General features: G+C 61.3%; 24 protein-coding genes. 20 read left to right on the forward strand and 4 right to left on the reverse strand.

The features are described 5' to 3' along the window. The first annotated feature begins 3 nt into the window (after positions 1 to 3). The 11 genes from rpmF (at position 4) to H7995_RS21955 (ending at position 9278) form a co-directional block, all read left to right on the forward strand. A complete protein-coding gene (gene rpmF, locus H7995_RS21905; protein WP_003179396.1) occupies positions 4 to 186 on the forward strand; it encodes a 50S ribosomal protein L32 in 183 nt (60 codons plus the stop codon). Positions 187 to 189: 3 nt separating this feature from the next. Continuing rightward, positions 190 to 1200 carry a phosphate acyltransferase PlsX gene (gene plsX, locus H7995_RS21910; protein ID WP_182343966.1) on the forward strand — a complete coding sequence of 337 codons (1011 nt, stop codon included), beginning with the start codon at positions 190 to 192 and terminating at the stop codon, positions 1198 to 1200. 125 nt (positions 1201 to 1325) lie between these two features. Then, positions 1326 to 2264: an ACP S-malonyltransferase gene (gene fabD / locus H7995_RS21915; protein WP_166591311.1), complete on the forward strand. Its 939-nt coding sequence runs from the start codon at positions 1326 to 1328 to the stop codon at positions 2262 to 2264. 16 nt (positions 2265 to 2280) lie between these two features. After that, positions 2281 to 3024 carry a 3-oxoacyl-ACP reductase FabG gene (fabG, locus tag H7995_RS21920; RefSeq protein ID WP_166591312.1) on the forward strand — a complete coding sequence of 248 codons (744 nt, stop codon included), beginning with the start codon at positions 2281 to 2283 and terminating at the stop codon, positions 3022 to 3024. A 192-nt stretch (positions 3025 to 3216) separates the two neighbouring features. Further along, positions 3217 to 3453 carry an acyl carrier protein gene (gene acpP / locus H7995_RS21925; protein WP_003175607.1) on the forward strand — a complete coding sequence of 79 codons (237 nt, stop codon included), beginning with the start codon at positions 3217 to 3219 and terminating at the stop codon, positions 3451 to 3453. 109 nt (positions 3454 to 3562) lie between these two features. Next, the gene (gene fabF / locus H7995_RS21930) at positions 3563 to 4807 is read left to right on the forward strand and encodes a beta-ketoacyl-ACP synthase II (RefSeq protein ID WP_166591313.1); all 1245 of its coding nucleotides are present in this window, start codon (positions 3563 to 3565) and stop codon (positions 4805 to 4807) included. After that, entirely contained in the window at positions 4807 to 5622 is an 816-nt protein-coding gene (pabC, locus tag H7995_RS21935; protein WP_185818834.1) for an aminodeoxychorismate lyase, read from the forward strand. The genes fabF and pabC overlap by 1 nt, the downstream gene beginning before the upstream one ends. A 3-nt stretch (positions 5623 to 5625) precedes the next feature. Next, positions 5626 to 6798, forward strand: coding sequence for an endolytic transglycosylase MltG (mltG, locus tag H7995_RS21940; RefSeq protein WP_166591315.1), 1173 nt, complete (start codon positions 5626 to 5628; stop codon positions 6796 to 6798). A 19-nt stretch (positions 6799 to 6817) separates the two neighbouring features. Continuing rightward, positions 6818 to 7450, forward strand: a complete 633-nt coding sequence (gene tmk / locus H7995_RS21945) for a dTMP kinase (protein WP_166591316.1) — start codon at positions 6818 to 6820, stop codon at positions 7448 to 7450. Then, a complete protein-coding gene (locus H7995_RS21950) occupies positions 7443 to 8429 on the forward strand; it encodes a DNA polymerase III subunit delta' (RefSeq protein WP_166591317.1) in 987 nt (328 codons plus the stop codon). The genes tmk and H7995_RS21950 overlap by 8 nt, the downstream gene beginning before the upstream one ends. Positions 8430 to 8489: 60 nt before the next feature. Then, complete coding sequence (locus H7995_RS21955; protein ID WP_166591318.1) at positions 8490 to 9278, forward strand: TatD family hydrolase; 789 nt, start codon at positions 8490 to 8492, stop codon at positions 9276 to 9278. A 241-nt stretch (positions 9279 to 9519) separates the two neighbouring features. Here H7995_RS21955 and H7995_RS21960 read toward each other — a convergent pair whose 3' ends face one another. Continuing rightward, positions 9520 to 10653: an aminotransferase class V-fold PLP-dependent enzyme gene (locus tag H7995_RS21960; protein ID WP_166591319.1), complete on the reverse strand. Its 1134-nt coding sequence runs from the start codon at positions 10651 to 10653 to the stop codon at positions 9520 to 9522. Between the two features lie 80 nt (positions 10654 to 10733). Here H7995_RS21960 and H7995_RS21965 point away from each other — a divergent pair, with 80 nt between their 5' ends. The 4 genes from H7995_RS21965 (at position 10734) to H7995_RS21980 (ending at position 13732) form a co-directional block, all read left to right on the forward strand. Continuing rightward, positions 10734 to 11372 carry a TetR/AcrR family transcriptional regulator gene (locus H7995_RS21965; RefSeq protein WP_095167659.1) on the forward strand — a complete coding sequence of 213 codons (639 nt, stop codon included), beginning with the start codon at positions 10734 to 10736 and terminating at the stop codon, positions 11370 to 11372. 140 nt (positions 11373 to 11512) lie between these two features. Further along, entirely contained in the window at positions 11513 to 12481 is a 969-nt protein-coding gene (locus H7995_RS21970) for a GTP 3',8-cyclase MoaA (RefSeq protein ID WP_166591321.1), read from the forward strand. Between the two features lie 67 nt (positions 12482 to 12548). After that, complete coding sequence (locus tag H7995_RS21975; RefSeq protein ID WP_185818835.1) at positions 12549 to 13154, forward strand: DUF4823 domain-containing protein; 606 nt, start codon at positions 12549 to 12551, stop codon at positions 13152 to 13154. A 17-nt stretch (positions 13155 to 13171) separates the two neighbouring features. After that, the gene (locus tag H7995_RS21980) at positions 13172 to 13732 is read left to right on the forward strand and encodes a DUF1285 domain-containing protein (RefSeq protein ID WP_166591323.1); all 561 of its coding nucleotides are present in this window, start codon (positions 13172 to 13174) and stop codon (positions 13730 to 13732) included. A gap of 69 nt (positions 13733 to 13801) precedes the next feature. Here the strand turns inward: H7995_RS21980 and H7995_RS21985 are convergent, their stop codons facing one another. Next, entirely contained in the window at positions 13802 to 15022 is a 1221-nt protein-coding gene (locus H7995_RS21985) for an MFS transporter (protein WP_185818836.1), read from the reverse strand. A 213-nt stretch (positions 15023 to 15235) separates the two neighbouring features. On the opposite strand from H7995_RS21985, the gene H7995_RS21990 reads away from it, so the two are divergent. After that, complete coding sequence (locus H7995_RS21990) at positions 15236 to 15718, forward strand: GNAT family N-acetyltransferase (protein ID WP_095167667.1); 483 nt, start codon at positions 15236 to 15238, stop codon at positions 15716 to 15718. Positions 15719 to 15726: 8 nt separating this feature from the next. Here the strand turns inward: H7995_RS21990 and H7995_RS21995 are convergent, their stop codons facing one another. After that, complete coding sequence (locus tag H7995_RS21995; RefSeq protein ID WP_166591325.1) at positions 15727 to 16779, reverse strand: NAD(P)-dependent alcohol dehydrogenase; 1053 nt, start codon at positions 16777 to 16779, stop codon at positions 15727 to 15729. Between the two features lie 179 nt (positions 16780 to 16958). Between H7995_RS21995 and H7995_RS22000 the strand changes: the two genes are divergently transcribed. Further along, positions 16959 to 17849 (forward strand): AraC family transcriptional regulator, encoded by an 891-nt coding sequence (locus tag H7995_RS22000; protein WP_185818837.1) that lies wholly within the window; start codon positions 16959 to 16961, stop codon positions 17847 to 17849. A gap of 84 nt (positions 17850 to 17933) precedes the next feature. On the opposite strand, the gene H7995_RS22005 is transcribed toward H7995_RS22000, so the two are convergent. Then, the gene (locus tag H7995_RS22005; protein ID WP_166591327.1) at positions 17934 to 19598 is read right to left on the reverse strand and encodes an electron transfer flavoprotein-ubiquinone oxidoreductase; all 1665 of its coding nucleotides are present in this window, start codon (positions 19596 to 19598) and stop codon (positions 17934 to 17936) included. A gap of 546 nt (positions 19599 to 20144) precedes the next feature. On the opposite strand from H7995_RS22005, the gene H7995_RS22010 reads away from it, so the two are divergent. The 3 genes from H7995_RS22010 to H7995_RS22020 all read left to right on the forward strand — a co-directional run bounded on the left by H7995_RS22010 (position 20145) and on the right by H7995_RS22020 (position 22730). Beyond that, the gene (locus H7995_RS22010) at positions 20145 to 20894 is read left to right on the forward strand and encodes an electron transfer flavoprotein subunit beta/FixA family protein (protein WP_003226982.1); all 750 of its coding nucleotides are present in this window, start codon (positions 20145 to 20147) and stop codon (positions 20892 to 20894) included. Continuing rightward, complete coding sequence (locus H7995_RS22015; RefSeq protein WP_166591328.1) at positions 20895 to 21824, forward strand: electron transfer flavoprotein subunit alpha/FixB family protein; 930 nt, start codon at positions 20895 to 20897, stop codon at positions 21822 to 21824. A gap of 81 nt (positions 21825 to 21905) precedes the next feature. Next, positions 21906 to 22730 carry a substrate-binding periplasmic protein gene (locus tag H7995_RS22020; RefSeq protein WP_166591329.1) on the forward strand — a complete coding sequence of 275 codons (825 nt, stop codon included), beginning with the start codon at positions 21906 to 21908 and terminating at the stop codon, positions 22728 to 22730. Positions 22731 to 22733 lie beyond the last annotated feature (3 nt).

Here is a 22733-nt window from a genome sequence, read left to right on the forward strand (position 1 = left end):
ATTATGGCTGTTCAGCAGAACAAAAAATCCCGCTCCGCCCGTGACATGCGTCGTTCGCACGACGCTCTCGAGGCAAGCACTCTGTCCGTAGAAAAGACCACTGGTGAAGTTCACCTGCGTCACCACGTATCGCCAGAAGGCGTATACCGTGGCCGTAAAGTGATCGACAAGGGCGCTGACGAGTAATCCTTGTCCGCTCAAGTCATCGCGATTGACGCAATGGGCGGGGACTTCGGTCCCCGCAGCATTGTTCAGGCCAGCCTTGCTTGTCTGTCTGCTACGCCCTCGCTGCACCTGACCCTCGTCGGTCAACCCTCCCTTCTTGAAGAATTGATCGCTGGCCAATCGGCTGTGGATCGCGCGCGCCTGTCGATTGCTCCGGCATCCGAAGTCATCACCATGGACGAAAAACCCGCCCAGGCCCTGCGTGGCAAGCCCGATTCGTCGATGCGCGTGGCGCTCGAGTTGCTGCGTGACGGCAAGGTCCAGGCCTGTGTCAGTGCTGGCAACACCGGCGCGCTGATGGCGTTGTCGCGGTTCGTGCTCAAGACGTTGCCGGGAATCGATCGTCCAGCGATGGTTGCGGCGATCCCGACACAAAAGGGTTATTGCCAGTTGCTGGATCTGGGGGCCAACGTCGATTGCAGTGCCGAGCACCTGTTCCAGTTCGCGGTGATGGGGTCGGTGGCGGCCGAGACGCTGGGGATCACCCGGCCCAGAGTGGCGTTGTTGAACATCGGCACCGAGGACATCAAGGGCAATCAGCAGGTCAAGCTTGCGGCGACCCTGTTGCAAGGTGCCCGGGGCTTGAACTACATCGGTTTTGTCGAGGGTGATGGCCTGTACCGGGGCGAGGCGGATGTGGTGGTCTGTGACGGTTTTGTCGGCAACATCCTGCTCAAGTCCAGCGAAGGCCTGGCGACCATGATTGCCGGGCGTATCGAAGCCTTGTTCAAGCAAAATCTTGCATCAAGGCTGGTCGGGGCCCTGGCATTGCCCTTGATGAAGCGCTTGCAGGCCGACTTGGCGCCTGCGCGGCACAACGGCGCGAGCTTCCTCGGGTTGCAGGGGATTGTGGTCAAGAGCCACGGTTCGGCTGGCGTGCAGGGCTTTCAGAGTGCGATCCAGCGAGCCTTGATCGAGATTCAGGAGAATCTGCCGCAGCGACTCCATGGGCGTCTCGAGGATTTGCTGCTTTAGGCATTTTCGTCGGACAATGCTTAAATGTGACCGCTCGGTTCAATTGGCCATCCAACTGTCAGTTTCTTGCGTCCCCACAGCGGGGCGTCAACTCTCCGACGACAAGATCATTAGGGGCTTGTTACATGTCTGCTTCCCTCGCATTCGTCTTTCCAGGACAGGGTTCGCAGTCCCTCGGCATGCTGGCCGAGTTGGGCGCGCAATATCCGCTGATCCTCGAAACATTCAAAGAAGCTTCCGATGCTCTGGGTTACGACCTGTGGGCACTGACCCAGCAAGGGCCGGAAGAGCAGCTCAATCAAACCGACAAGACCCAGCCGGCCATCCTGACCGCCTCTATCGCTCTGTGGCGCCTGTGGCTGGCTGAAGGTGGTGCGCGTCCGGCTTATGTAGCCGGTCACAGCCTGGGCGAATACAGCGCCCTGGTCGCGGCAGGCAGCCTGAGCCTGGGCGACGCCGTGAAGCTGGTGGAGCGTCGTGGCCAACTGATGCAACAAGCCGTTCCGGCCGGGCAGGGCGCCATGGCGGCGATTCTCGGCCTGGATGATGCTGACGTGCTGGCGGCCTGTAGCGAAGCGGCGCAGGGCGAGGTAGTCAGTGCCGTCAACTTCAACTCCCCGGGCCAGGTGGTGATCGCCGGTGCCAAGGCGGCAGTCGAGCGTGCCATCGAAGGCTGCAAGGCGCGGGGTGCCAAGCGCGCCATGCCGTTGCCGGTCAGCGTGCCGTCTCACTGTGAGCTGATGCGTCCGGCGGCCGAGCAGTTTGCCGAGTCCGTCGCTGCGATTGACTGGCAGGCCCCGCAGATTCCGCTGGTGCAGAACGTCAGCGCGCAAGTGCCGGCCGATCTGCAGACCCTCAAGCGTGATCTGCTCGAGCAACTGTACAAGCCAGTGCGCTGGGTCGAGTCCGTACAGGCGCTGGCGGCCAAGGGCGCGACCAATCTGGTCGAGTGCGGCCCGGGCAAAGTCCTGGCCGGCTTGAACAAGCGCTGCGCCGAAGGCGTGTCGACATCCAACCTCAATACCCCAGACGCTTTCGCTGCCACCCGTGCAGCGTTGGCCTGAATCAGGAGAAGCTTGCATGAGTCTGCAAGGTAAAGTTGCACTGGTCACTGGTGCGAGCCGTGGCATTGGCCAGGCTATCGCCCTGGAATTGGGTCGTCAGGGTGCCATCGTGGTTGGCACCGCGACTTCCGCCTCGGGTGCCGAGCGCATTGCCGCCACCCTGAAGGAAAATGGTATTCAGGGCACGGGCCTGGAACTCAACGTCACTAGCGACGAGTCCGTGGCCAGTGTTCTGGCAAGCATCCAGGAGCAGTTCGGTGCGCCGGCGATCCTGGTCAATAACGCCGGTATCACCCGCGATAACCTGATGATGCGGATGAAAGATGACGAATGGCATGACGTCGTCGATACCAACCTGAACAGTCTGTTCCGCCTGTCCAAGGGCGTTTTGCGCGGCATGACCAAGGCGCGATGGGGTCGAATTATCAGTATTGGTTCGGTTGTGGGTGCCATGGGCAACGCAGGCCAAGTAAACTATGCAGCCGCCAAGGCAGGTCTGGAAGGTTTCAGTCGCGCTTTGGCCCGTGAAGTGGGTTCGCGCTCGATTACGGTCAACTCGGTGGCCCCTGGGTTCATCGACACCGATATGACCCGCGAACTGCCTGAAGCGCAGCGTGAAGCCCTGCAGACACAAATTCCGCTGGGTCGTCTGGGGCAAGCTCAAGAGATCGCGTCTGTGGTCGCTTTTCTTGCGTCGGACGGTGCGGCTTACGTTACTGGGGCTACAATCCCGGTGAACGGCGGGATGTACATGAGTTAAATGTGACGGATCGCTTCAAAAAAATGTCATACGAGCTGTCTAAAATCCGTTATAAAGCTGCAATCTATTTATAGGCAGCCGGTCGTCAGGGTTTGAGGAGTGAAGCTTTCAGTTGAAAAACTGAAAAGCCTTTCTATACACTTACCCACTGGCCAGCTGCCTGAATTTGTCCATTAGGAGTGAAAACAAGGTATGAGCACCATCGAAGAGCGCGTCAAGAAAATCGTTGCTGAGCAACTGGGCGTTAAAGAAGAAGAAGTGGTGAACACTGCTTCCTTCGTTGAAGACCTGGGTGCCGACTCCCTTGACACCGTTGAGCTGGTGATGGCTCTGGAAGAGGAATTCGAGACCGAAATCCCTGACGAAGAAGCTGAGAAGATCACTACTGTACAAGCTGCCATCGATTACGTTACTAGCCACCAGGCGTAATAGTTTGTAATCGTTGTTCGCTGTCATGGAAAAACCGCACTGCCATCATGGCGTGCGGTTTTTTCTTTAGGTCTGATGCAAAGTCGTCATTTGAAAAAAGGAGAGTGCTGTGTCGCGTAGACGCGTCGTAGTCACCGGTATGGGTATGTTGTCGCCACTGGGCACGGATGTGCCGAGCAGCTGGCAGGGCATTCTGGCTGGCCGCAGTGGCATTGGTCTGATCGAACACACTGACCTTTCTGCCTATTCCACTCGTTTTGGCGGCTCGGTAAAGGGCTTCAATGTCGAGGAGTACCTGTCGGTCAAGGAAGCTCGCAAACTCGACCTGTTCATTCAATACGGTCTGGCGGCCGGGTTTCAGGCAGTGCGTAATGCCGGCCTGGAAGTCACCGATGCCAACCGTGAGCGTATCGGCGTGGCCATGGGCTCGGGTATTGGCGGTCTGACCAATATCGAGGAAACCAGCCGCACGCTGCATGATTCCGGGCCGCGACGGATTTCTCCGTTTTTCGTGCCGGGCTCGATCATCAATATGATTTCCGGTTTCCTGTCGATCCACCTGGGTATACAGGGGCCTAACTACGCCATCGCCACCGCCTGCACCACCGGTACCCACTGTATCGGCATGGCTGCGCGCAACATTGCCTACGGCGAAGCCGACGTGATGATTGCCGGTGGTGCCGAAATGGCAGCCTGTGGCCTGGGTATGGGCGGCTTTGGGGCTGCCCGTGCACTCTCCACGCGCAATGACGAACCGACTCGCGCCAGCCGTCCATGGGACAAGGGCCGTGATGGTTTTGTACTGTCCGACGGTGCCGGGGCCCTGGTTCTCGAAGAGCTGGAGCACGCCAAGGCGCGCGGGGCGACCATCTACGCCGAGCTGATTGGTTTTGGTACCAGCGGCGATGCCTATCACATGACCTCGCCTCCGGCGGACGGTGCCGGTGCTGCGCGCTGCATCGCCAACGCCCTGCGCGATGCGCGGATCAATGGCGATCAGGTGCAGTACATCAATGCCCACGGCACCTCGACCTCGGCCGGCGACCTCGCCGAAGCCCAGGCGATCAAGACCGTGTTCGGCGATCACGCCTACAAGCTGGCCGTCAGCTCGACCAAGTCCATGACTGGCCACCTGCTGGGTGCCGCGGGCGCCGTCGAGGCGATCTTCAGCGTGCTGGCAATCAATGGCCAGGTGGCGCCGCCAACCATCAACCTGGACGAGCCTGACGAAGGCTGCGATCTCGATTTTGTGCCGCACACCGCGCGCAATATGGATATCGACGTGGTGCTGTCCAACTCCTTCGGGTTTGGTGGCACCAACGGCTCCCTGGTGTTCCGTCGGTTCGCCGACTGATGGAAAGCTGGGTCGACGGTCAGCCGGCTGACGCACTGTCGCTAAAAGACCGCGGCCTGGCCTACGGCGATGGCTTGTTCGAGACCATCGCCGTCAGGGGCGGCCAGCCCGTCTTGTTGGAGCGCCACCTGCAACGCTTGGCCGAGGGGTGCTCACGGCTAGCGCTGGCGGCGGATCACGGGTTGATTCGCGCCGAGCTGGTGGCGTATGCCGCTGCGCTTGGCGACGGCGTGCTCAAGCTGATCCTGACCCGCGGCGACAGCCAGCGCGGTTATGCCTTCGACCCTGCTGCCGCGCCGCGGCGTATCCTGCAAGGCAATCCCCCCGCACGTTATCCGGATGTTCATGCCGAGCACGGTGTGCGCCTGTTCCCCTGCGCTACACGTTTGTCCAGCCAGCCGCTGCTGGCCGGCCTCAAGCACCTCAATCGCCTTGAGCAAGTCCTTGCTCGCGCCGAGTGGCAGGGGCCTGAGTACGCAGAAGGGCTGATGCTGGATCTGGACGCCCGCGTCATCGAGGGCGTCTTCAGTAATCTGTTCATCGTGCATGAAGGTGTGCTGGTAACCGCCGATTTGCGCCGTTGTGGCGTCGCCGGCGTGATGCGTGGCGAATTATTGTTTCAAGCCAAGTCACTGGGGATCCCCACTGAAATCACTGACATCAGCCTCGAACAACTGCAACAGGCTGATGAGGTTTTCGTCTGCAACAGCGTCTACGGCATCTGGCCGGTGAACGCGTATGCTGCGCTGAGCTGGCCGGTTGGGCCGCTCACCCGTAAACTGCAGGGAATTGCCCGCGCGCTACTGGATGCTTGATTCGTGAGACGTAAACTCTTGCTACTGCTGGAAACCGGATTGGTTCTGGCGGGGCTGCTGCTGGGCGCTTCGGCCTGGAAAATCAATTCGGCGCTGGAACAGCCGCTCAACATTACTCAGGAAGAGTTACTCGACGTACCCACTGGCTCGACACCGTCCGGGACCTTCAATCGCCTGGAAGCCGACGGCGTGCTCGAGGACGCTTTCTGGCTGCGCCTATACTGGCGCTTCAACCTGGCCACCCAGCCCCTGCACAGCGGCGAGTACCGCATGTTGCCGGGCATGAGCGCCCAAGGCCTGATCGGCCTGTGGCAGCGCGGCGAAGTGGTCCAGTACAGCCTGACGCTGGTGGAAGGCTGGAACTTCCGCCAGGTGCGTGCAGCGCTGGCGAAAAACGACAAGCTCGAACAGACCCTCGCCGGCCTCAGCGACAGCGAACTGATGGAAAAGCTCGGCCATGCCGGTGTGTTCCCCGAGGGCCGGTTCTTTCCGGACACCTACCGTTTCGTTCGCGGCATGACCGACGCCGAAGTGCTGGAAAAGGCCTACGATCGACTGGAAGAAGTGCTGGCCAAGGAGTGGAGCAAGCGCTCCCCGGATGTGCCGTACTCCGAGCCCTACCAAGCGCTGATCATGGCGTCCCTGGTGGAGAAGGAAACCGGCGTGCCGCAGGAGCGCGGGCAGATTGCCGGAGTGTTTGTACGGCGCATGCAGATCGGCATGATGCTGCAGACCGATCCGACCGTGATCTATGGCCTGGGAGAGCGCTACAACGGCAAATTGACCCGCGCGTCCCTGCGCGAGCCGACCCCCTACAACACTTATGTGATTTTCGGCCTGCCGCCGACGCCGATTGCCATGGTCGGTCGTGAAGCAATTCATGCGGCCCTCAACCCGGTGGCGGGCAGCAGCCTGTACTTCGTGGCGCGTGGCGATGGCAGCCATGTGTTCTCCGATGATCTGGATGCCCACAACAACGCCGTGCGCGAGTATCAGCTCAAGCGCCGCGCCGACTACCGTTCCAGCCCTGCGCCGGCCAACGGTGCGGTGACGCCCGAGGAACCGGTGCCGGTCGTGCCCGAGGTGCCAGCGGTACCGGAATCGCCTGAGGCGGCCCCGCAGGCACCCGCACCGGCGTCGGCGCCTGACACCCAGGCACCGCAAGGCCCGCAATGACTCTGACTAAGGACTGCCTGTGACTGGCTTGTTTATTACCCTGGAAGGCCCAGAAGGCGCCGGCAAAAGCACCAATCGCGAATACCTGGCCGAACGCCTGCGTGACGCCGGTATCGAGGTGGTGCTGACGCGCGAGCCGGGGGGGACCCCTTTGGCCGAGCGCATCCGCGAAGTACTGTTGGCGCCGGTCGAGGAAGTCATGCACCCTGACACCGAGCTGTTGCTGGTGTTCGCGGCCCGCGCCCAGCACCTGGCCGAGGTCATCCGCCCGGCGCTGGCGCGCGGTGCGGTGGTGCTCTGTGACCGGTTTACCGATTCGACCTACGCCTATCAGGGCGCCGGCCGCGGGTTGTCGCTGGAGCGTATCGCCGCGCTGGAGACCTTCGTCCAGGGTGATTTGCGCCCGGACCTGACCCTGGTGTTCGATTTGCCGATTGAGATTGGCATGGCCCGCGCCAGTGCCCGTGGCCGACTGGATCGGTTCGAGCAGGAAGGCCGTGTGTTCTTCGAGGCCGTGCGCGCGGCTTTCCTGCAGCGTGCCGCGGCAGATCCGGGGCGTTACCTGTTGGTCGACGCCGCCCAGCCATTGACGCAGGTGCAGCAGGCGCTGGACGTCTTGCTGCCACAGTTGCTGGAGCGTCACCGTGGCTGAAGCCTATCCGTGGCAGGACAGCCTCTGGCAGCAACTGGCCGGCCGCGGGCAGCACGCCCACGCCTATCTGCTCCATGGCCCCAAGGGCATTGGCAAACGCGCCCTGGCCGAGCGCCTGATGGCGCGCCTGCTGTGCCAGCGGCCAGAGGGCCTGGACGCTTGCGGGCAATGCAAATCCTGCCTGCTGCTCAAGGCCGGCAGTCACCCGGACAATTACATCCTCGAACCGGAGGAGGCGGACAAGGCGATCAAGGTCGACCAGGTCCGTGAGCTGGTCAGTTTCGTGGTCCAGACCGCGCAGTTGGGCGGGCGCAAGGTGGTGCTGATCGAGCCGGTGGAGTCGATGAACACCAACGCCGCCAACGCCTTGCTCAAAAGTCTCGAAGAGCCGTCCGGTGACACCGTGCTGTTGCTGGTCAGTCACCAGACCAGCCGCCTGTTGCCGACCATCAAGAGTCGCTGTGTGCAGCAGGCCTGTCCCTTGCCCAGCGAGGCCATGAGCCTGGCGTGGCTGGCCCAGGCCTTGCCTGATTGCTCTGAAGAGGAGCGCGTCGAGTTGCTGACCCTGGCGGCCGGCTCGCCGTTGGCAGCCGTCACCCTGCAGGCCCAGGGCGTACGCGAACAGCGGGCGCTGGTGGTCGACGGGGTCAAGAAACTGCTCAAGCAACAGCAGTCACCCACCCAACTGGCCGAAGGCTGGAATGCGATCCCGCTGCTGTTGTTGTTCGACTGGTTCTGCGACTGGTCGAGCCTGATCCTGCGTTATCAGCTGACCCAGGATGAAGCCGGCCTGGGCCTGGTGGATATGCGCAAAGTGGTGCAGTACCTGGCGCAGAAGTCCTCCCAGGACAAAGTGCTGAACATCCAGGACTGGATTCTCGCCCAGCGGCAGAAGGTCCTGAGCAAGGCTAACCTCAACCGTGTGCTGCTGCTCGAAGCCCTGCTGGTGCAGTGGGCCGGGTTGCCGGCTCAACGTTAAACCGCGCTGCCCGGACGTTGTCCGGGTGCCCCACCCATACGATTTAGTTGCAGCCTCACTATGCTTGTAGATTCCCATTGCCATCTCGACCGTCTCGACCTTGCCGCCCACGACGGCTCCCTGGACGCTGCCCTGGAAGCGGCGCGCCAGCGTGGGGTCGGGCATTTCCTGTGTATCGGCGTCAGTGCCGACAACGCGGCCGACGTCAAGGCGCTCGCCGAGCGTTATGACGACGTCGACTGTTCAGTGGGCGTGCACCCGCTGGACGTCCAGCCGGGCGCGGCGCCGGCGCTGGACTGGCTGTTGCAGGAACTCAACCACCCGCGGGTGGTGGCCATTGGCGAGACTGGCCTGGACTACCATTACGAGCCAGAGGCGGCCGAACTGCAGCAGCAATCCTTCCGCCTGCACCTGCAAGCCGCCCAGCAAACGGGCAAGCCGGTGATCGTCCACACCCGTGGTGCGCGCGCCGACACCCTGGCCTTGCTGCGTGAGGCCGCCTTGCCTCAGGCGGGCGTGCTGCATTGCTTCACCGAAGATTGGGACATGGCCAAGGCGGCGCTGGACCTGGGCTTCTACATCTCGTTGTCCGGCATCGTCACCTTCCGCAATGCCGATGCCCTGCGCGACGTCGCGAGCAAGGTGCCGGCCGATCGCCTGTTGGTGGAAACCGATTCCCCCTACCTGGCGCCGATTCCCTACCGTGGCAAGCCGAACCTGCCGCAATACGTGCGCGAAGTGGCGGAGTTCCTGGCGATGCTGCGCGGTGAATCCTACGAGCGGTTTGCCGAGCAGACCACCGAAAACTTCAAGCGGCTGTTCCCCCTGGCCCACGTCAAGTCGGCGTGAGCGACGGCCCTGGGGAGGGGGCAAATCGCAGGCAAAAAAAACCCGGGTTCTGGGGGGTGAATCCGGGTTAAGACCATTAGGAGTAAAACAAAGGCACGCGGTCCGTTGGTACCTATATCCACGCGCCACTTGGGGGAGATGACGCGCCGACATTTCAAGTATTGATCAGTATTGCGCCGAGTCCAGTCTGCTCCCCCGGTTTCTTAAACATATTTGGAATACCGGCGCTTCGCTTGAGTTCTCACTGCTTGGCGATGACCGAGACGATGGCGATAGTTTCGTCGATCACGCGTTTTTCAGTATAGAAATGCGGGGAAAAGCGCACGCCGGGCCCGCGCGGAATACACACCACCTGCTGGGCGGTGAGGGCCTTGTGCACGACCTGGTTATCGATGCCGTCGATGCTGAAGGACAGAATCCCCCCGCGCCGGGCCGGATTGAGCGGGCTGTGCAGGGTGATCCCGGCGATTGCGCCCAAACCGTCCTGCAGCCACTGCACGCGTTCGGCGATCAGGGCGGCCACGGTTGGCATGCCGACTTCTTCCAATAACGACAGACTCGCCTCCAGGGCCATCGCGCCGAGCATGTTCGGGCTGCCGCACTCGAAACGCCGGGCACTCTTGGCCGGCTCCCAGGTGGTGCGGCTGTAGTCGCCCATGTGTTCAAGCATGTGCCAGCCGAATTCGTGCAGCTTGAGTTGTTCGCGCAGTTCGCTACGCACGTAGAACACCCCTAAGCCCTCCGGGCCCAGCAACCATTTGTGGCCGTCGGCCATGGCAAAGTCGCATTGATAGCTCTGGACATCGAAGGGCAGGGCGCCGAGTTGCTGGATGGCATCGATGCAAAACAGCACGTTTTGCTGCTTGCAGCCGGCTCCCAGGCGCTGCAGGTCCAGGCGCAGGCCGCTGGCAAATTGTACGGCGCTGACCGACATCAAGCGCGTGCGGGGGCCGCAGGCAGCCAGCAGCGCGCCTTCCGGGTCATCGCCCTTGAGGCTGGCCTGGATCACTTCGACGCCTTGCGCCGCCAGGGCTTCCCAGACGATGCGGTTGGATGGGAACTCCTCGTCACTGATGACGATCTGGTCACCGCTCTGCCAGGGCAGTCCGAAGGCGACAAAAGACAGCGCTTCAGAAGTATTTTTGACCAGGGCGATATCGTCCGTCGATGGCGCGTTTAGCAGGCGCATCAGGCGTTCACGCAGGCGTTGCTCCAGCGCCATCCAGTCCGAATAGTCCCGCGCGCCCAGCAAAACGTTCTCCTGGGCGAAGCGCGCCACGGCGCTGGCCGCTCGATTTGGCCACGGCGCGACGGCCGCATGATTCAAATAGCGAAGCCCTGGAGCCTGTACAAATTCATCAAGAAACGTAGTCATGGTCGGATGATCCGTGCAATTTGGCGCAAGTTAGGCATAATACGCGGCTTCGAATTTTGACCCCTACAGACCTTTTTCTTATGCACAAAGAACCTCGTAAGGTCCGTGAGTTTCGTCGCCGCGAGCAAGAAATTCTCGACACCGCGCTCAAGCTGTTCCTCGAACAAGGTGAAGACAGTGTCACCGTCGAGATGATCGCTGATGCCGTGGGTATCGGCAAAGGCACCATCTATAAGCACTTCAAGTCCAAGGCGGAGATCTATCTGCGCCTGATGCTCGATTACGAGCGTGACCTGAACGAGCTGCTGCACTCTGCCGATGTCGATAAGGATAAGGAAGCCCTGTCCCGGGCCTACTTCGAATTCCGCATGCGCGACCCACAACGCTACCGGTTGTTCGATCGCCTGGAAGAGAAGGTGGTCAAGGGCAACCAGGTGCCGGAGATGGTCGAGGAGCTGCACAAGATCCGCGCCTCCAACTTCGAGCGCCTGACCCTGTTGATCAAGGGCCGCATCAGCGAAGGCAAGCTCGAAGACGTGCCGCCGTATTTCCACTACTGCGCATCCTGGGCGCTGGTGCACGGCGCGGTGGCGCTGTATCACTCGCCGTTCTGGAGCAATGTGCTGGAAGACCAGGAAGGCTTCTTCCAGTTTCTGATGGATATCGGCGTGCGCATGGGCAACAAGCGCAAGCGCGATACCGACACCCCAGGCAGCTGACTCATTCAGCGGCCTTATTGCGCCATGTTTTCCCTGTATGGCGCAGTGCCCCAGGAATATACTCAGGCTTAGGTATTGCTAAAACTTGATTTGTGAGTCAAGTTTTAGCTTTTCCGCACCGACTTCCGCCGGAGTAATCCATGATTGTTGACCGACAAGGCAGGCGCTTCCGCAATTTGCGAGTCAGCCTGACCTCCGCCTGCAACTATGCCTGTACCTACTGCGTGCCTAACGGCAAGCGACTGGTGGCTGCGCAGGACGAATTGTCGGCCGAAGCCATGGCGCGCGGGGTCGCGTACCTGATCGAGGCGGCTGGCATCGAGCGGCTGCGCATTACTGGCGGTGAACCGCTGGTGAGCCCGAAGCTGGAAACCTTCATGCAGGCGGTCGGGCAAATGGGCCTGGCCGACATCAGCCTGACCACCAACGGTCAGTTGCTGGGCAAAAAGCTGCCCTTGCTGGTGGATGCCGGCATTCGCCGGATCAACGTTTCCCTCGATACCCTCGACCCGGCAGCCTTTCGCAGTATCGCCCGGGGTGGCGATCTGCCGACGGTGCTTGATGGCATGCAGCAGGCCCGTGCCGCGGGCATCAAGATCAAGGTCAACATGGTACCGCTGCGCGGGCAGAACCTGGATCAGGTGATGCCCTTGCTCGATTACTGCCTGGAGCGCGGCTATGAGCTGCGCTTTATCGAATTGATGCGCATGGGCCACCTGGCGTCTGACTCGAATGCCTTCCTGCAACAGTTCGTCAGCCTCCAGCAGTTGCTCAGCCTGATTGGCGAGCGCTACGAATACCTGCAAGCCGATGCGCCGGTGGATGCCACGGCGGTGCGCTATGAAATCCCCGAACTCGGCCATTTCGGCGTGATCGCCAATGAAAGCGTTCCGTTCTGTCGGACTTGCTCGCGCCTGCGCCTGTCGTCCACGGGCTGGTTGCATGGCTGCCTGTCATCGAGCAATCGGCACTATGTCGGCGACCTGCTGGACAAGCCCCGTCACCAGGCCTTGCCGGCGTTGCAACGGCTGTTGGTCAAGGCGCTGGGGGACAAGCAGGAAGTGGCATTTTCCGGTGGCGCGACCGTGATGAAAATCATCGGCGGCTGAGCTGGCGCGGAAGCTGCATCTTGCCCGGATTCGCCGGTTTTCCGTCACCGGCTTCTGGAGGGTAAGGATGCGTAGCCTGGTTTTGCTGCTGGCGGTTGTCACGCTTGGCGGCTGCATGACTGTCAGCGACATGGGCGAAGGGGTTCGCTATCAGATGAGCGACGCCGGTTTTCTCGATCACAGCGACAGCCGTCGAGTGAACAACCTGCGTATTCAGCCAGACTCGTTCATCTACATTGCCCAGGGGCCGTTCGCCCCGCCGGGCAGTGCCGAGCCGCGCCCCAACGTGGTTGCCGAACAAGCCTTCAACGGTTTTATCGAGTATTTCCCGATGGTCCGCCGCGCCCGCGCGCCCGAGGGGCTGGATGCCGCCATGGGTGAGGCCCGGGCCGCCGGCGCCCATTACCTGCTCTACACCCGCTTTGCCAACGCTGACGACCGCATCGGCAACTCCGATGAGTGGCTCGATCAAGAGGCGGTAGATCGCCTGGGCATCGACAAAGGGGTGATTCAACTGATGTTGATCGAGACCAGCACCCAGTATTTGATTGATACTGCACGGATCAAGAGTCGTGGCGGTTTACTGACGTTCCACGACACCAGGCCAGAAGATCTGCTGGGCCCGCCGCTGGCGCAATATGCGCGTAGCCTGCTGGGCCTGGGTGATCAATAGTTCAACGGGAGAACAACATGAGTGGTGCGCAGAAAGCTAACGATCTGCTGGGGCAAATCCCCAAGTCCAAAGGCTTGCCGCCGGTTCATCTGTGGAATCCCGACTTCTGTGGCGACATCGACATGCGCATCGCCCGCGACGGCACCTGGTACTACCTGGGTACGCCGATCGGGCGCAAGCCGATGGTCAAGCTGTTCTCCACCATCATGCGCCGAGATGGTGACGATTATTTCCTGATCACGCCGGTGGAGAAGGTCGGGATCACAGTTGATGACGCGCCCTTCGTGGCCGTGACTCTGGAGGTGCAAGGCGAGGGCGAAGCCCAGGTGCTGCGTTTCACCACCAACGTCGAGGACGTCACCGAAGCCGGGCCTGAGCACCCCTTGCGAGTGGTCATCGACCCGCAGACCCAGGAACCCGCCCCCTATGTGCACGTACGGACCAACCTCGAAGCCTTGATCCATCGCAATGTGTTCTACCAACTGGTCGAGCTGGCCGTCACCCGCGAACTCGACGGTCAGCGTTGGCTGGGGGTTTACAGCGGTGGCGAGTTTTTCCCCATCGGGCTCGAACCCTGATCGCGACTGGCACGAACACCCCCCTATCTCCTGTAGGAGCATGGCTTGCCCGCGAGCAGGCCAGCGCCCCTAAGCCTCCTGCAATGCCTGGCTCGCGAGTCGCCAGCGCCACAACAACCGCCCGACCGTAATCAACCAGTTCAACAGCGCCACGCCCAGCACCACCAGCAGCATCGTCGGCAGCCCTTGCTCGACGATGATCCTGCCCGCCAGCCAGGGAAAGCCGAACACCCCGACAAAATAGCCCAGGCTGAACAGCAGCAGGGCTTGTGGGGTGCTGCCGGGCGGCGCTTCGTTGGCCGCCAGGCCATTGATCACCGAGTAGGTCAGGCCGTAGCCGATACCCAGCACCACGGCGGCGAGCAGGTAGCTCAAGGCATCGTCGACGACGAAACTGAACATCAGCACCGACATCACCATCAACCCCGACAGTAGGCAGGATGCCCAGTAAGGGTCGCGCCTGACCACGAAGCTGGCAATCAACATGCGACTGGTAATCGCCGCGCTCATGAAGCCAAGAAAAAACAGCGAGTAATCCAGCGCGCGCTCAGCGGCGTAGCTGGTCTGGAAGCTCGACAGACCGCCGAATACGCAACCACCGAGGCCCACCATAATGATCGGGAACAGCGCCCTGGAGGACATTACCCGAACCGTCGCCGCCCAGGTGATGCGCGATAGCGAGGCGTTGCCCAACTGGTTGGGTCGTTGCGCAAGCACCGTACCCAGGCGCCAGAACAGCAGTGCGCCGATCAGGCTGGCGAGGGCGGCGAGGAAAAATGCGCTGCTCAGCGGATAACCCAGGGCGCTGGCGGCGCGCCCCAGCAAGGGCCCGGACCCGATGCCGGTCATCATGCTGCCCGACAGCAGGGCGAAATACCTGGCCCGTTGCGCCGGGGTGACCAGCATGGCCACGATGATCGGCCCCAGGGTGTAAAACACGCCCCAGCCCAGGCCCAGGGTCAGGCCGAAAAACAGCAAGGCACTGCCAAATCCCGGCGTCAGGGCAAACCCCAGGCTGGCCAGCACCAGCAGGCCGCCGAACAGGGCAATCGAACGCGCTGCGCCGAACACGTCCGACAAGTGCCCGGAAACAAGCACCGCGGCGAAGGTGCTGAGCATCGCCGCAGAAATCACGCTGCCGGCATCGTGCTCGTTGCCGCCCCGTGAGCTGATCAGCAGGGACAGTAAAAAGGTCGAGCCGTAGGACAACGACAGCAGGTAGCTGGCGAGGCAGAACAGAGCAAACAGTTTTCCCGCGACGGCGGAGTCCGGAGTAGGGCGACGGGGCATGGACAGATCTCGTGACCGGTAGGTTGTCGAGCCCCTATCTACCACGGCCGGCCCGGGCGTTTGTTCTGTGGTTGGCGGTTTCAGGGTTAGTGAAGAGCGGAGTAACCCCTTTGCTCAGCAACAGCGTGGCCTGCACAAAGATTGACAGTGCTATGTGACGAACGGCGATTGGCGACATAGTATGGCGTTTTAATTCGTTCTCAAGGGACGTCCATGTCGATCGAGATCCGCCCGGCCACACCCAGCGATGCACCCCAAATTCTCGCCTTCATCACCGAGCTGGCGGATTACGAGCGCGCCCGACATGAAGTCATCGCCAGTGTGGCTGACATCGAGCGCAGCCTGTTCAGCGAAGGTGCCACCGCCCACGGCCTGATCTGCCTGCGCGATGGCCTGCCGATCGGGTTTGCGGTGTTTTTCTTCAGCTATTCGACCTGGCTGGGCAGTAACTGCCTGTACCTTGAAGACCTGTACATCACGCCCGAGCAGCGCGGTGGTGGCGCAGGCAAATACTTGCTGCGCCACTTGGCGAAGATTGCGTGCGCCAACGACTGCGGGCGCTTTGAGTGGAGTGTGCTGGAGTGGAACACCCCGGCCATCGAGTTCTACAAATCCCTCGGCGCCCAGCCCCAGGAAGAGTGGGTGCGCTATCGCATGGACGGCAATGTCCTGCGTGATTTCGCCGAGGGGCGCTGACGCCGTGCTCAGGCCTTGAGGGTCGCCATGTCGATCACAAAGCGATACTTCACGTCACCGGCGATCATGCGCGCGTAAGCCTCGTTGATCTGGCGGATATCGAGCATTTCGATGTCACAGGTGATTGCGTGCTCGGCGCAGAAATCCAGCACTTCCTGGGTTTCGGCAATGCCGCCAATCAATGAGCCGGCGAGGACCCGGCGGCTCATCACCAGTTTGCCGGCGTGGACCGGCGGATCGACGGGTTCAATCAAGCCCACCAGGATGTGCACACCGTCAAAGCGCAGCGTGTCGAGGTAGGGGTTGAGGTCGTGCTGCACCGGAATGGTGTCGAGCAGGAAGTCGAACTGTCCGGCCGCCGCTTCCATTTGCGCGGCGTCGGTGCTGACGATCACATGGTCGGCGCCCTGGCGACGACCTTCTTCAGCCTTGCTGGCCGATCGGGTGAACAGCGTCACTTCGGCGCCCATGGCCTTGGCGAACTTGATCCCCATGTGGCCCAGGCCACCCATGCCGAGAATGCCGACCTTGTCGCCTGCCTTCACGCCGTAGTGCTTGAGCGGCGAATAGGTGGTGATACCGGCGCAGAGAATGGGTGCGGCGCTGGCCGGGTCCAGTTGCGGCGGGATGCGCACCACAAAGTGTTCACTGACCACGATGCTGTCGGAGTAGCCGCCCATGGTGTTGCTGCCGTCGACCCGGTCCGGGGTGGCGTAGGTCATGGTCGGGCCTTCGAGGCAGTACTGCTCCAGGTCGGCCTGGCAGGCTTCGCAGTGGCGGCACGAGTCGACCATGCAGCCGACGCCGACCAGGTCGCCGACTTTATGCTGGCTGACGTGGGAGCCGATGGCCGTGACCCGGCCGACAATCTCGTGGCCCGGCATCAACGGGTAAACGGCAATCCCCCATTCATTGCGTGCCTGGTGGATGTCCGAGTGACAGACGCCGCAGTAGAGGATCTCGATCGCCACGTCGTCAGCCCGGGGGCTGCGGCGTTGGAATTGCACAGGGGCGAGGGGAGTGGTGGCCGACTGGGCGGCGTAACCGATGGCGGTGTACATGGTGAACCTCGCAAAAGCAGTGACAGGTGAGGCGGCGCATTCTGGGCGTCCGATCGGCCAGCGGCCATGGCGATTCCTCCGGGTGTCATGCCTAATCCTCCGGCATCGGCCGGCAAAGGCTCGCATTGGCGAGCAGACCTGCGATGATGCTTTCATCCCATTTTTGCGAAGTTTTTTCTATGTTGCTGACCCGTCATCTCGACGCCAATGCCAACCTGGTGGCGCTGATCGAGCCGCTGGCCGCCGGCGATGGTTTCACCCCGACCGCGTTGCCCGGCGTGCAGGTGCTGCGCGCCAGTTGCGACGTTGCCCGCGGCCCGCATATCTATGAGCCGAGCCTGATGATCATCGCCCAGGGCAGCAAACTGGCCTACCTGGGACCGCGGACCATGGAGTACGGGGCCGGGCACTACCTGATCCAGGCGTTGCCGGTGCCCTTCGAGTGCGAAACCTTTGCCTTGCCCAACGCCCCCTTGCTTGGTGTCTCGGTGGCGATTGACCGGGTGCTGCTGGGGGAGTTGGTGCTGGCCATGGGGCTGGCGCCGGGGCGCGGAGGCGCCGCGCAGACGCCCGAGTCGATGACCTCGGTGGTGCTCGATGACGGCATGCGTGGTTGTGTCGAGCGGCTGTTGTCGTGCCTGCACGATCCGCTGGAAAGCCGGATCATGGGCCCGGCGCGCCTGCGTGAATTGTTGTTCACCGCTTTGCGCGGGCCCCAGGCCGATGTGCTGCGGGCGCTGGTGGAGCAGCAAGGCCAGTTCGCCCGCGTTGCAGCGTCGATCAGCCATCTGCATGCGCACTACAACGAGCCATTGAACGTCGAAACCCTGGCCAGTTGCGCCAACATGAGCGCCTCGACCTTTCATGAACACTTCAAGCGCAGCACCCTGTTGTCGCCGGTGCAGTATTTGAAGCGCCTGCGCCTGCTCAAGGCGCAGACCTTGCTGGTGGCCGAAGGCCTGGGCGTGGCGCAGGTGGCGCATCGGGTGGGTTATCAGAGCACGTCGCAGTTCAGTCGCGAGTACAAGCGCTACTTCGAGCGCAATCCGGGGGATGAGCGCGCCGCCTGACGCCGCCTTGCGCGACTCCGAAGTGTTTTATTGCGGGCAACAAAAAGGCCCCCATTCGGGAGCCTCACTGTTCAGGCATACGGCTTACATGTTCGGGTAAGTCGGTCCGCCCGCGCCTTCCGGCGTCACCCAGGTGATGTTCTGCGCAGGGTCCTTGATGTCACAGGTCTTGCAGTGCACGCAGTTCTGGGCGTTGATCTGGAAGCGTTTCTCGCCGTCTTCCTTGGTGATCACTTCATACACGCCGGCCGGGCAGTAGCGCTGCGCAGGCTCATCGTAGAGCGGCAGGTTCTTGCTGATCGGGACGCTCGCGTCGGCCAGCTTGAGGTGGCACGGTTGCTCTTCTTCGTGGTTGGTACCGGAGATGAACACCGAGCTGAGCTTGTCGAAGCTGAGTTTGCCGTCTGGTTTCGGGTAGTCGATCTTCTTGCAATCGGCCGCCAGCTTCAGGCACGCGTAGTCTGGCTTGGTGTCGTGCAGGGTGAACGGCAGTTTGCCGCCGAAGATGTTCTGGTCTAGCCAGTTGACCCCACCGCCGATGATCGCGCCGTACTTGTGGATCGCCGGACCGAAGTTACGGCTGGCGAACAGTTCTTCGTACAGCCAGCTGCTCTTGAAGCTGTCGACATAGGCAGTCAACTCGTCGCCGCCTTCGGATTCGGCGAACAGGCGATCGGCCACCGCTTCAGCGGCGAGCATGCCGGATTTCATCGCCGTATGGCTGCCTTTGATCTTGGCGAAGTTCAGGGTGCCCAGGTCGCAACCGATCAGCGCGCCGCCTTTGAAGACCATTTTCGGCAACGAGTTCAGGCCACCTTTGCAGATTGCCCGAGCGCCGTAGCTGATGCGCTTGCCGCCTTCCAGGTACTGCTTGAGCACCGGGTGATGCTTGAGGCGCTGGAATTCGTCGAACGGCGACAGGTAAGTGTTGCTGTAGGACAGGTCGACGATGAGGCCCACGACCACTTGATTGTTTTCCAGGTGATAAAGGAACGAACCGCCCGTGTTCTCTTTGCCCAGAATGTCCAGCGGCCAACCGGCGGTGTGGACCACCAGGCCAGGCTGGTGCTTGGCCGGGTCGATTTCCCAGATTTCCTTGAGGCCGATGCCGTAGTGCTGGGCGTCGGCATCGCTGTCCAGGTTGAAGCGCTTGATCAGTTGTTTGCCGATGTGGCCACGGCAACCTTCGGCGAACAGCGTGTACTTGCCACGCAGTTCCATGCCAGGGGTGTACAGGCCTTCTTTCGGATTGCCTTCGCGGTCGACGCCCAGGTCACCGGTGATGATCCCGCGGACCACGCCATTTTCGTCGAACAGGGCTTCCTGTGCGGCGAAGCCAGGGTAGATTTCCACGCCCAGGTTCTCGGCCTGCTGGGCGAGCCAGCGGCACAGGTTGCCCAGGGAGATGATGTAGTTGCCTTCGTTGTGCATGGTCTTGGGCACAAAGAAGTCAGGAACCTTGATGGATGCCTCGGTGTTGCGCAGCACATAGATATCATCGCGCACGACCGGGGTGTTGAGCGGGGCGCCGAGCTCTTTCCAGTCCGGGAACAGTTCGTTCAGGGCCCGAGGTTCGAACACCGCGCCGGAGAGGATATGAGCACCGACTTCGGAGCCTTTTTCGACCACGCAGACGCTAATTTCCTTACCGGCTTCGGCGGCCTTCTGCTTCAATCGGCAGGCGGCGGAAAGACCAGCGGGGCCGGCACCGACGATGACCACGTCGAATTCCATGTATTCGCGTTCCACAGGTTATCTCCTACTCAAGGCTCAACAGTTTTTTTTCTAATTGGAGGTTTGGTGTCGCCCCGATCAATTACGCTGCCCTGTGGGCAGGAGGACAATCGAGGCCCACCTTTCTCTCTAGGTGGCGCATTATATCTACACCACTCTCAGCGTCCAATACAAACGTTTGTTTGAAATTGCTGGAAGCCAGATAAATCAAAGAAGCGCGGCTTATAACTGGCCATTTTGCCGTATTGACCGGAATAGGCGTTCCGGTCAAGATACGGGCGGTTTTGCGCTCGCCGTAGGCTGACTGTTGGTTTCAAGAGCACCTCTAAAGACAGGGCGAAGGCAGTATAAGGTGATGCGCAACGTGGGTTCGCGGCGAAGTCTACACGCTGTGAAAACGAATGACTTGTCAGTCACCACTGATGAACGGTCATTTACCTCCCGAGCAGGATTACCCGATACCCAGGCCGGCGTTTTTAGAGGTGCCCTTGTGCCCGATGAGCATCAACCGCCAGGTTCGCCTAGGCGACTTTCTTTTCACCGGAGAGTAACGAGGAATCCATGAAGGTTCTTGTAGCTGTCAAACGAGTGGTCGACTATAACGTCAAGGTCCGCGTCAAAGCGGATAACTCCGGCGTCGATCTCGCAAACGTCAAGATGTCGATGAACCCTTTCTGCGAAATCGCAGTGGAAGAAGCCGTACGCCTGAAAGAGAAAGGCGTTGCGACTGAAATCGTCGTCGTCTCCATCGGCCCGTCCACCGCTCAAGAGCAACTGCGCACCGCGCTGGCTCTGGGTGCCGACCGCGCCATCCTCGTCGAATCCGCCGAAGACCTGACTTCCCTGGCCGTTGCCAAGTTGTTGAAAGCTGTTGTCGACAAGGAACAGCCTCAGCTGGTGATCCTGGGCAAACAAGCGATCGACAGCGACAACAACCAGACTGGCCAGATGCTCGCTGCATTGAGCGGCTACGGTCAGGGCACCTTCGCTTCGAAAGTCGAAGTGTCCGGCGACAGCGTTGCCGTGACGCGTGAAATCGACGGCGGCGCGCAGACAGTTTCCCTGAAACTGCCAGCCATCGTCACCACCGACCTGCGTTTGAACGAGCCGCGTTATGCGTCCCTGCCAAACATCATGAAAGCCAAGAAGAAGCCGCTTGAAGTGCTGACTCCGGATGCTTTGGGCGTTTCCACCGCCTCCACCAACAAGACTCTGAAAGTCGAAGCGCCTGCTGCACGCAGCGCGGGTATCAAGGTCAAGTCGGTGGCTGAACTGGTCGAGAAACTGAAAAACGAAGCGAAGGTAATCTAAATGACTATCTTGGTTATTGCTGAACACGACAACAAAGTGCTGGCCCCGGCCACACTGAACACCGTTGCTGCCGCTGCCAAGATTGGCGGTGACATCCACGTTCTGGTTGCAGGCCAGGGCGCTGGCGCCGTGGCTGAAGCCGCTGCGCAAGTGGCTGGCGTGAGCAAAGTATTGGTCGCTGATAACGCCGCCTACGCACACCAACTGCCGGAAAACGTTGCGCCGCTGGTTGCCGAATTGGGCAAGGGCTACAGCCACATCCTGGCCGCTGCCACTTCCAACGGCAAAAACATCCTGCCGCGCGTTGCCGCGCAGCTGGACGTCGACCAGATCTCCGAGATTATCTCGGTCGAAAGCGCTGACACCTTCAAGCGCCCGATCTACGCCGGTAACGCGATCGCCACCGTGCAATCGAACGCCGCGGTAAAAGTGATCACCGTGCGTGCCACCGGTTTCGACCCGGTTGCAGCCGAAGGTGGTTCGGCTGCTGTTGAAGCGGTGGCTGCAGCTCACGACGCTGGCACCTCCAGCTTCGTTGGCGAAGAGCTGGCCAAGTCCGATCGTCCGGAACTGACTGCTGCCAAGATCGTCGTTTCCGGCGGTCGCGGCATGCAGAACGGCGACAACTTCAAACACCTGTACGCCCTGGCCGACAAGCTGGGCGCTGCTGTCGGCGCTTCCCGTGCCGCGGTCGACGCAGGTTTTGTACCTAACGACATGCAGGTCGGTCAGACCGGCAAGATCGTTGCTCCACAGCTGTACATCGCCGTCGGTATTTCCGGCGCGATCCAGCACCTGGCCGGCATGAAAGACTCCAAAGTGATCGTTGCGATCAACAAGGACGAAGAAGCGCCGATCTTCCAGGTGGCCGATTACGGCCTGGTGGCGGACTTGTTCGAAGCCATCCCTGAGCTGGAGAAGCTGGTCTAATCCAGCGGCTTCACTTATAAAGAGCCCGGCCTTTTGGCCGGGCTTTTTTTTGTCCGCGAGTTGAGAGTGGAGACATACGCCATGGATTTGCGTCGCTTGAGCGGTTGGTCGATGTTCCTCGGCCTGGCGCTATTGCCCCTTGTATCGAACGCTGCCGGCAAATGCGAACGCCTGGTGGTGACCGGCAGCCCCGATGCGCCGCCCTATCTGTGGCAAGACCCGCAGGACCCCGTGCACCTGATCGGCGCCAATGCCGACGTGCTGCAGCAGGTGGCGGCGCAGATGGGGATCAAGGTCGAGTTGCGGTATGCCGGCAAGCGCTCCCAGGCGCTGGAGGAGGTGCGCAGCGGGCGTATCGACATGCTGGCGGATGCTTCGCTGACAACCGAGCAACTGGAGGCGCTGGACTACATACACCCGGCGCTGGCCAGCAATGACTACCTGGTATGGACTCGCAATGGTTCGACGCTGGACTACAGCGAGGCCAAGGATTTGAGCGGGCATGTCGGCGCGGTGTCGCAGCAGGCACGGTTGACCCAGGATTTCGCAGCATTCGCCCAATCGCAGCTGACCCTGGTCAGTACGCCGAACCTGACCCAGGCGTTTCAGAAGCTGTTGCTGGGCGAGGTGGAGTTTGTGTTGGCTGGGCGGTACGCCGGGATGGCCATGACCCAGACCCTGAGCATCGCCAACGACGTGCAGGCTTACGCCCAGCCGGTGGATAAACCCGGGCTGTTCCTGGCTATTTCCCACAACTCGGCGTGCAACGATCCATGGTTGCGCGGACAGTTGGCCAAAAAGATGACAGAATTGCCCGCGTCCGGTCTGACTGAGGCCGTGCTACAGCGCAATCTGGAGCGCTGGAAGGCACAATTGAAACAGCCCGTCAGCACCCCAAAACAGTAGGGA

Origin of the sequence: Pseudomonas kielensis, assembly GCF_014236655.1 — a bacterium.
Taxonomy (GTDB): Bacteria; Pseudomonadota; Gammaproteobacteria; order Pseudomonadales; family Pseudomonadaceae; genus Aquipseudomonas; species Aquipseudomonas kielensis.

Coding starts and splice junctions, on each gene's coding strand:
- rpmF (WP_003179396.1), top strand. CDS start 4: ATGGCTGTTCAGCAGAACAAAAAATCCCGCTCCGCCCGTGACATGCGT.
- fabD (WP_166591311.1), top strand. CDS start 1,326: ATGTCTGCTTCCCTCGCATTCGTCTTTCCAGGACAGGGTTCGCAGTCC.
- fabG (WP_166591312.1), top strand. CDS start 2,281: ATGAGTCTGCAAGGTAAAGTTGCACTGGTCACTGGTGCGAGCCGTGGC.
- acpP (WP_003175607.1), top strand. CDS start 3,217: ATGAGCACCATCGAAGAGCGCGTCAAGAAAATCGTTGCTGAGCAACTG.
- pabC (WP_185818834.1), top strand. CDS start 4,807: ATGGAAAGCTGGGTCGACGGTCAGCCGGCTGACGCACTGTCGCTAAAA.
- H7995_RS21955 (WP_166591318.1), top strand. CDS start 8,490: ATGCTTGTAGATTCCCATTGCCATCTCGACCGTCTCGACCTTGCCGCC.
- H7995_RS21960 (WP_166591319.1), bottom strand. CDS start 10,653: ATGACTACGTTTCTTGATGAATTTGTACAGGCTCCAGGGCTTCGCTAT.
- H7995_RS21965 (WP_095167659.1), top strand. CDS start 10,734: ATGCACAAAGAACCTCGTAAGGTCCGTGAGTTTCGTCGCCGCGAGCAA.
- H7995_RS21970 (WP_166591321.1), top strand. CDS start 11,513: ATGATTGTTGACCGACAAGGCAGGCGCTTCCGCAATTTGCGAGTCAGC.
- H7995_RS21975 (WP_185818835.1), top strand. CDS start 12,549: ATGCGTAGCCTGGTTTTGCTGCTGGCGGTTGTCACGCTTGGCGGCTGC.
- H7995_RS21980 (WP_166591323.1), top strand. CDS start 13,172: ATGAGTGGTGCGCAGAAAGCTAACGATCTGCTGGGGCAAATCCCCAAG.
- H7995_RS21985 (WP_185818836.1), bottom strand. CDS start 15,022: ATGCCCCGTCGCCCTACTCCGGACTCCGCCGTCGCGGGAAAACTGTTT.
- H7995_RS21990 (WP_095167667.1), top strand. CDS start 15,236: ATGTCGATCGAGATCCGCCCGGCCACACCCAGCGATGCACCCCAAATT.
- H7995_RS21995 (WP_166591325.1), bottom strand. CDS start 16,779: ATGTACACCGCCATCGGTTACGCCGCCCAGTCGGCCACCACTCCCCTC.
- H7995_RS22000 (WP_185818837.1), top strand. CDS start 16,959: ATGTTGCTGACCCGTCATCTCGACGCCAATGCCAACCTGGTGGCGCTG.
- H7995_RS22010 (WP_003226982.1), top strand. CDS start 20,145: ATGAAGGTTCTTGTAGCTGTCAAACGAGTGGTCGACTATAACGTCAAG.
- H7995_RS22015 (WP_166591328.1), top strand. CDS start 20,895: ATGACTATCTTGGTTATTGCTGAACACGACAACAAAGTGCTGGCCCCG.
- H7995_RS22020 (WP_166591329.1), top strand. CDS start 21,906: ATGGATTTGCGTCGCTTGAGCGGTTGGTCGATGTTCCTCGGCCTGGCG.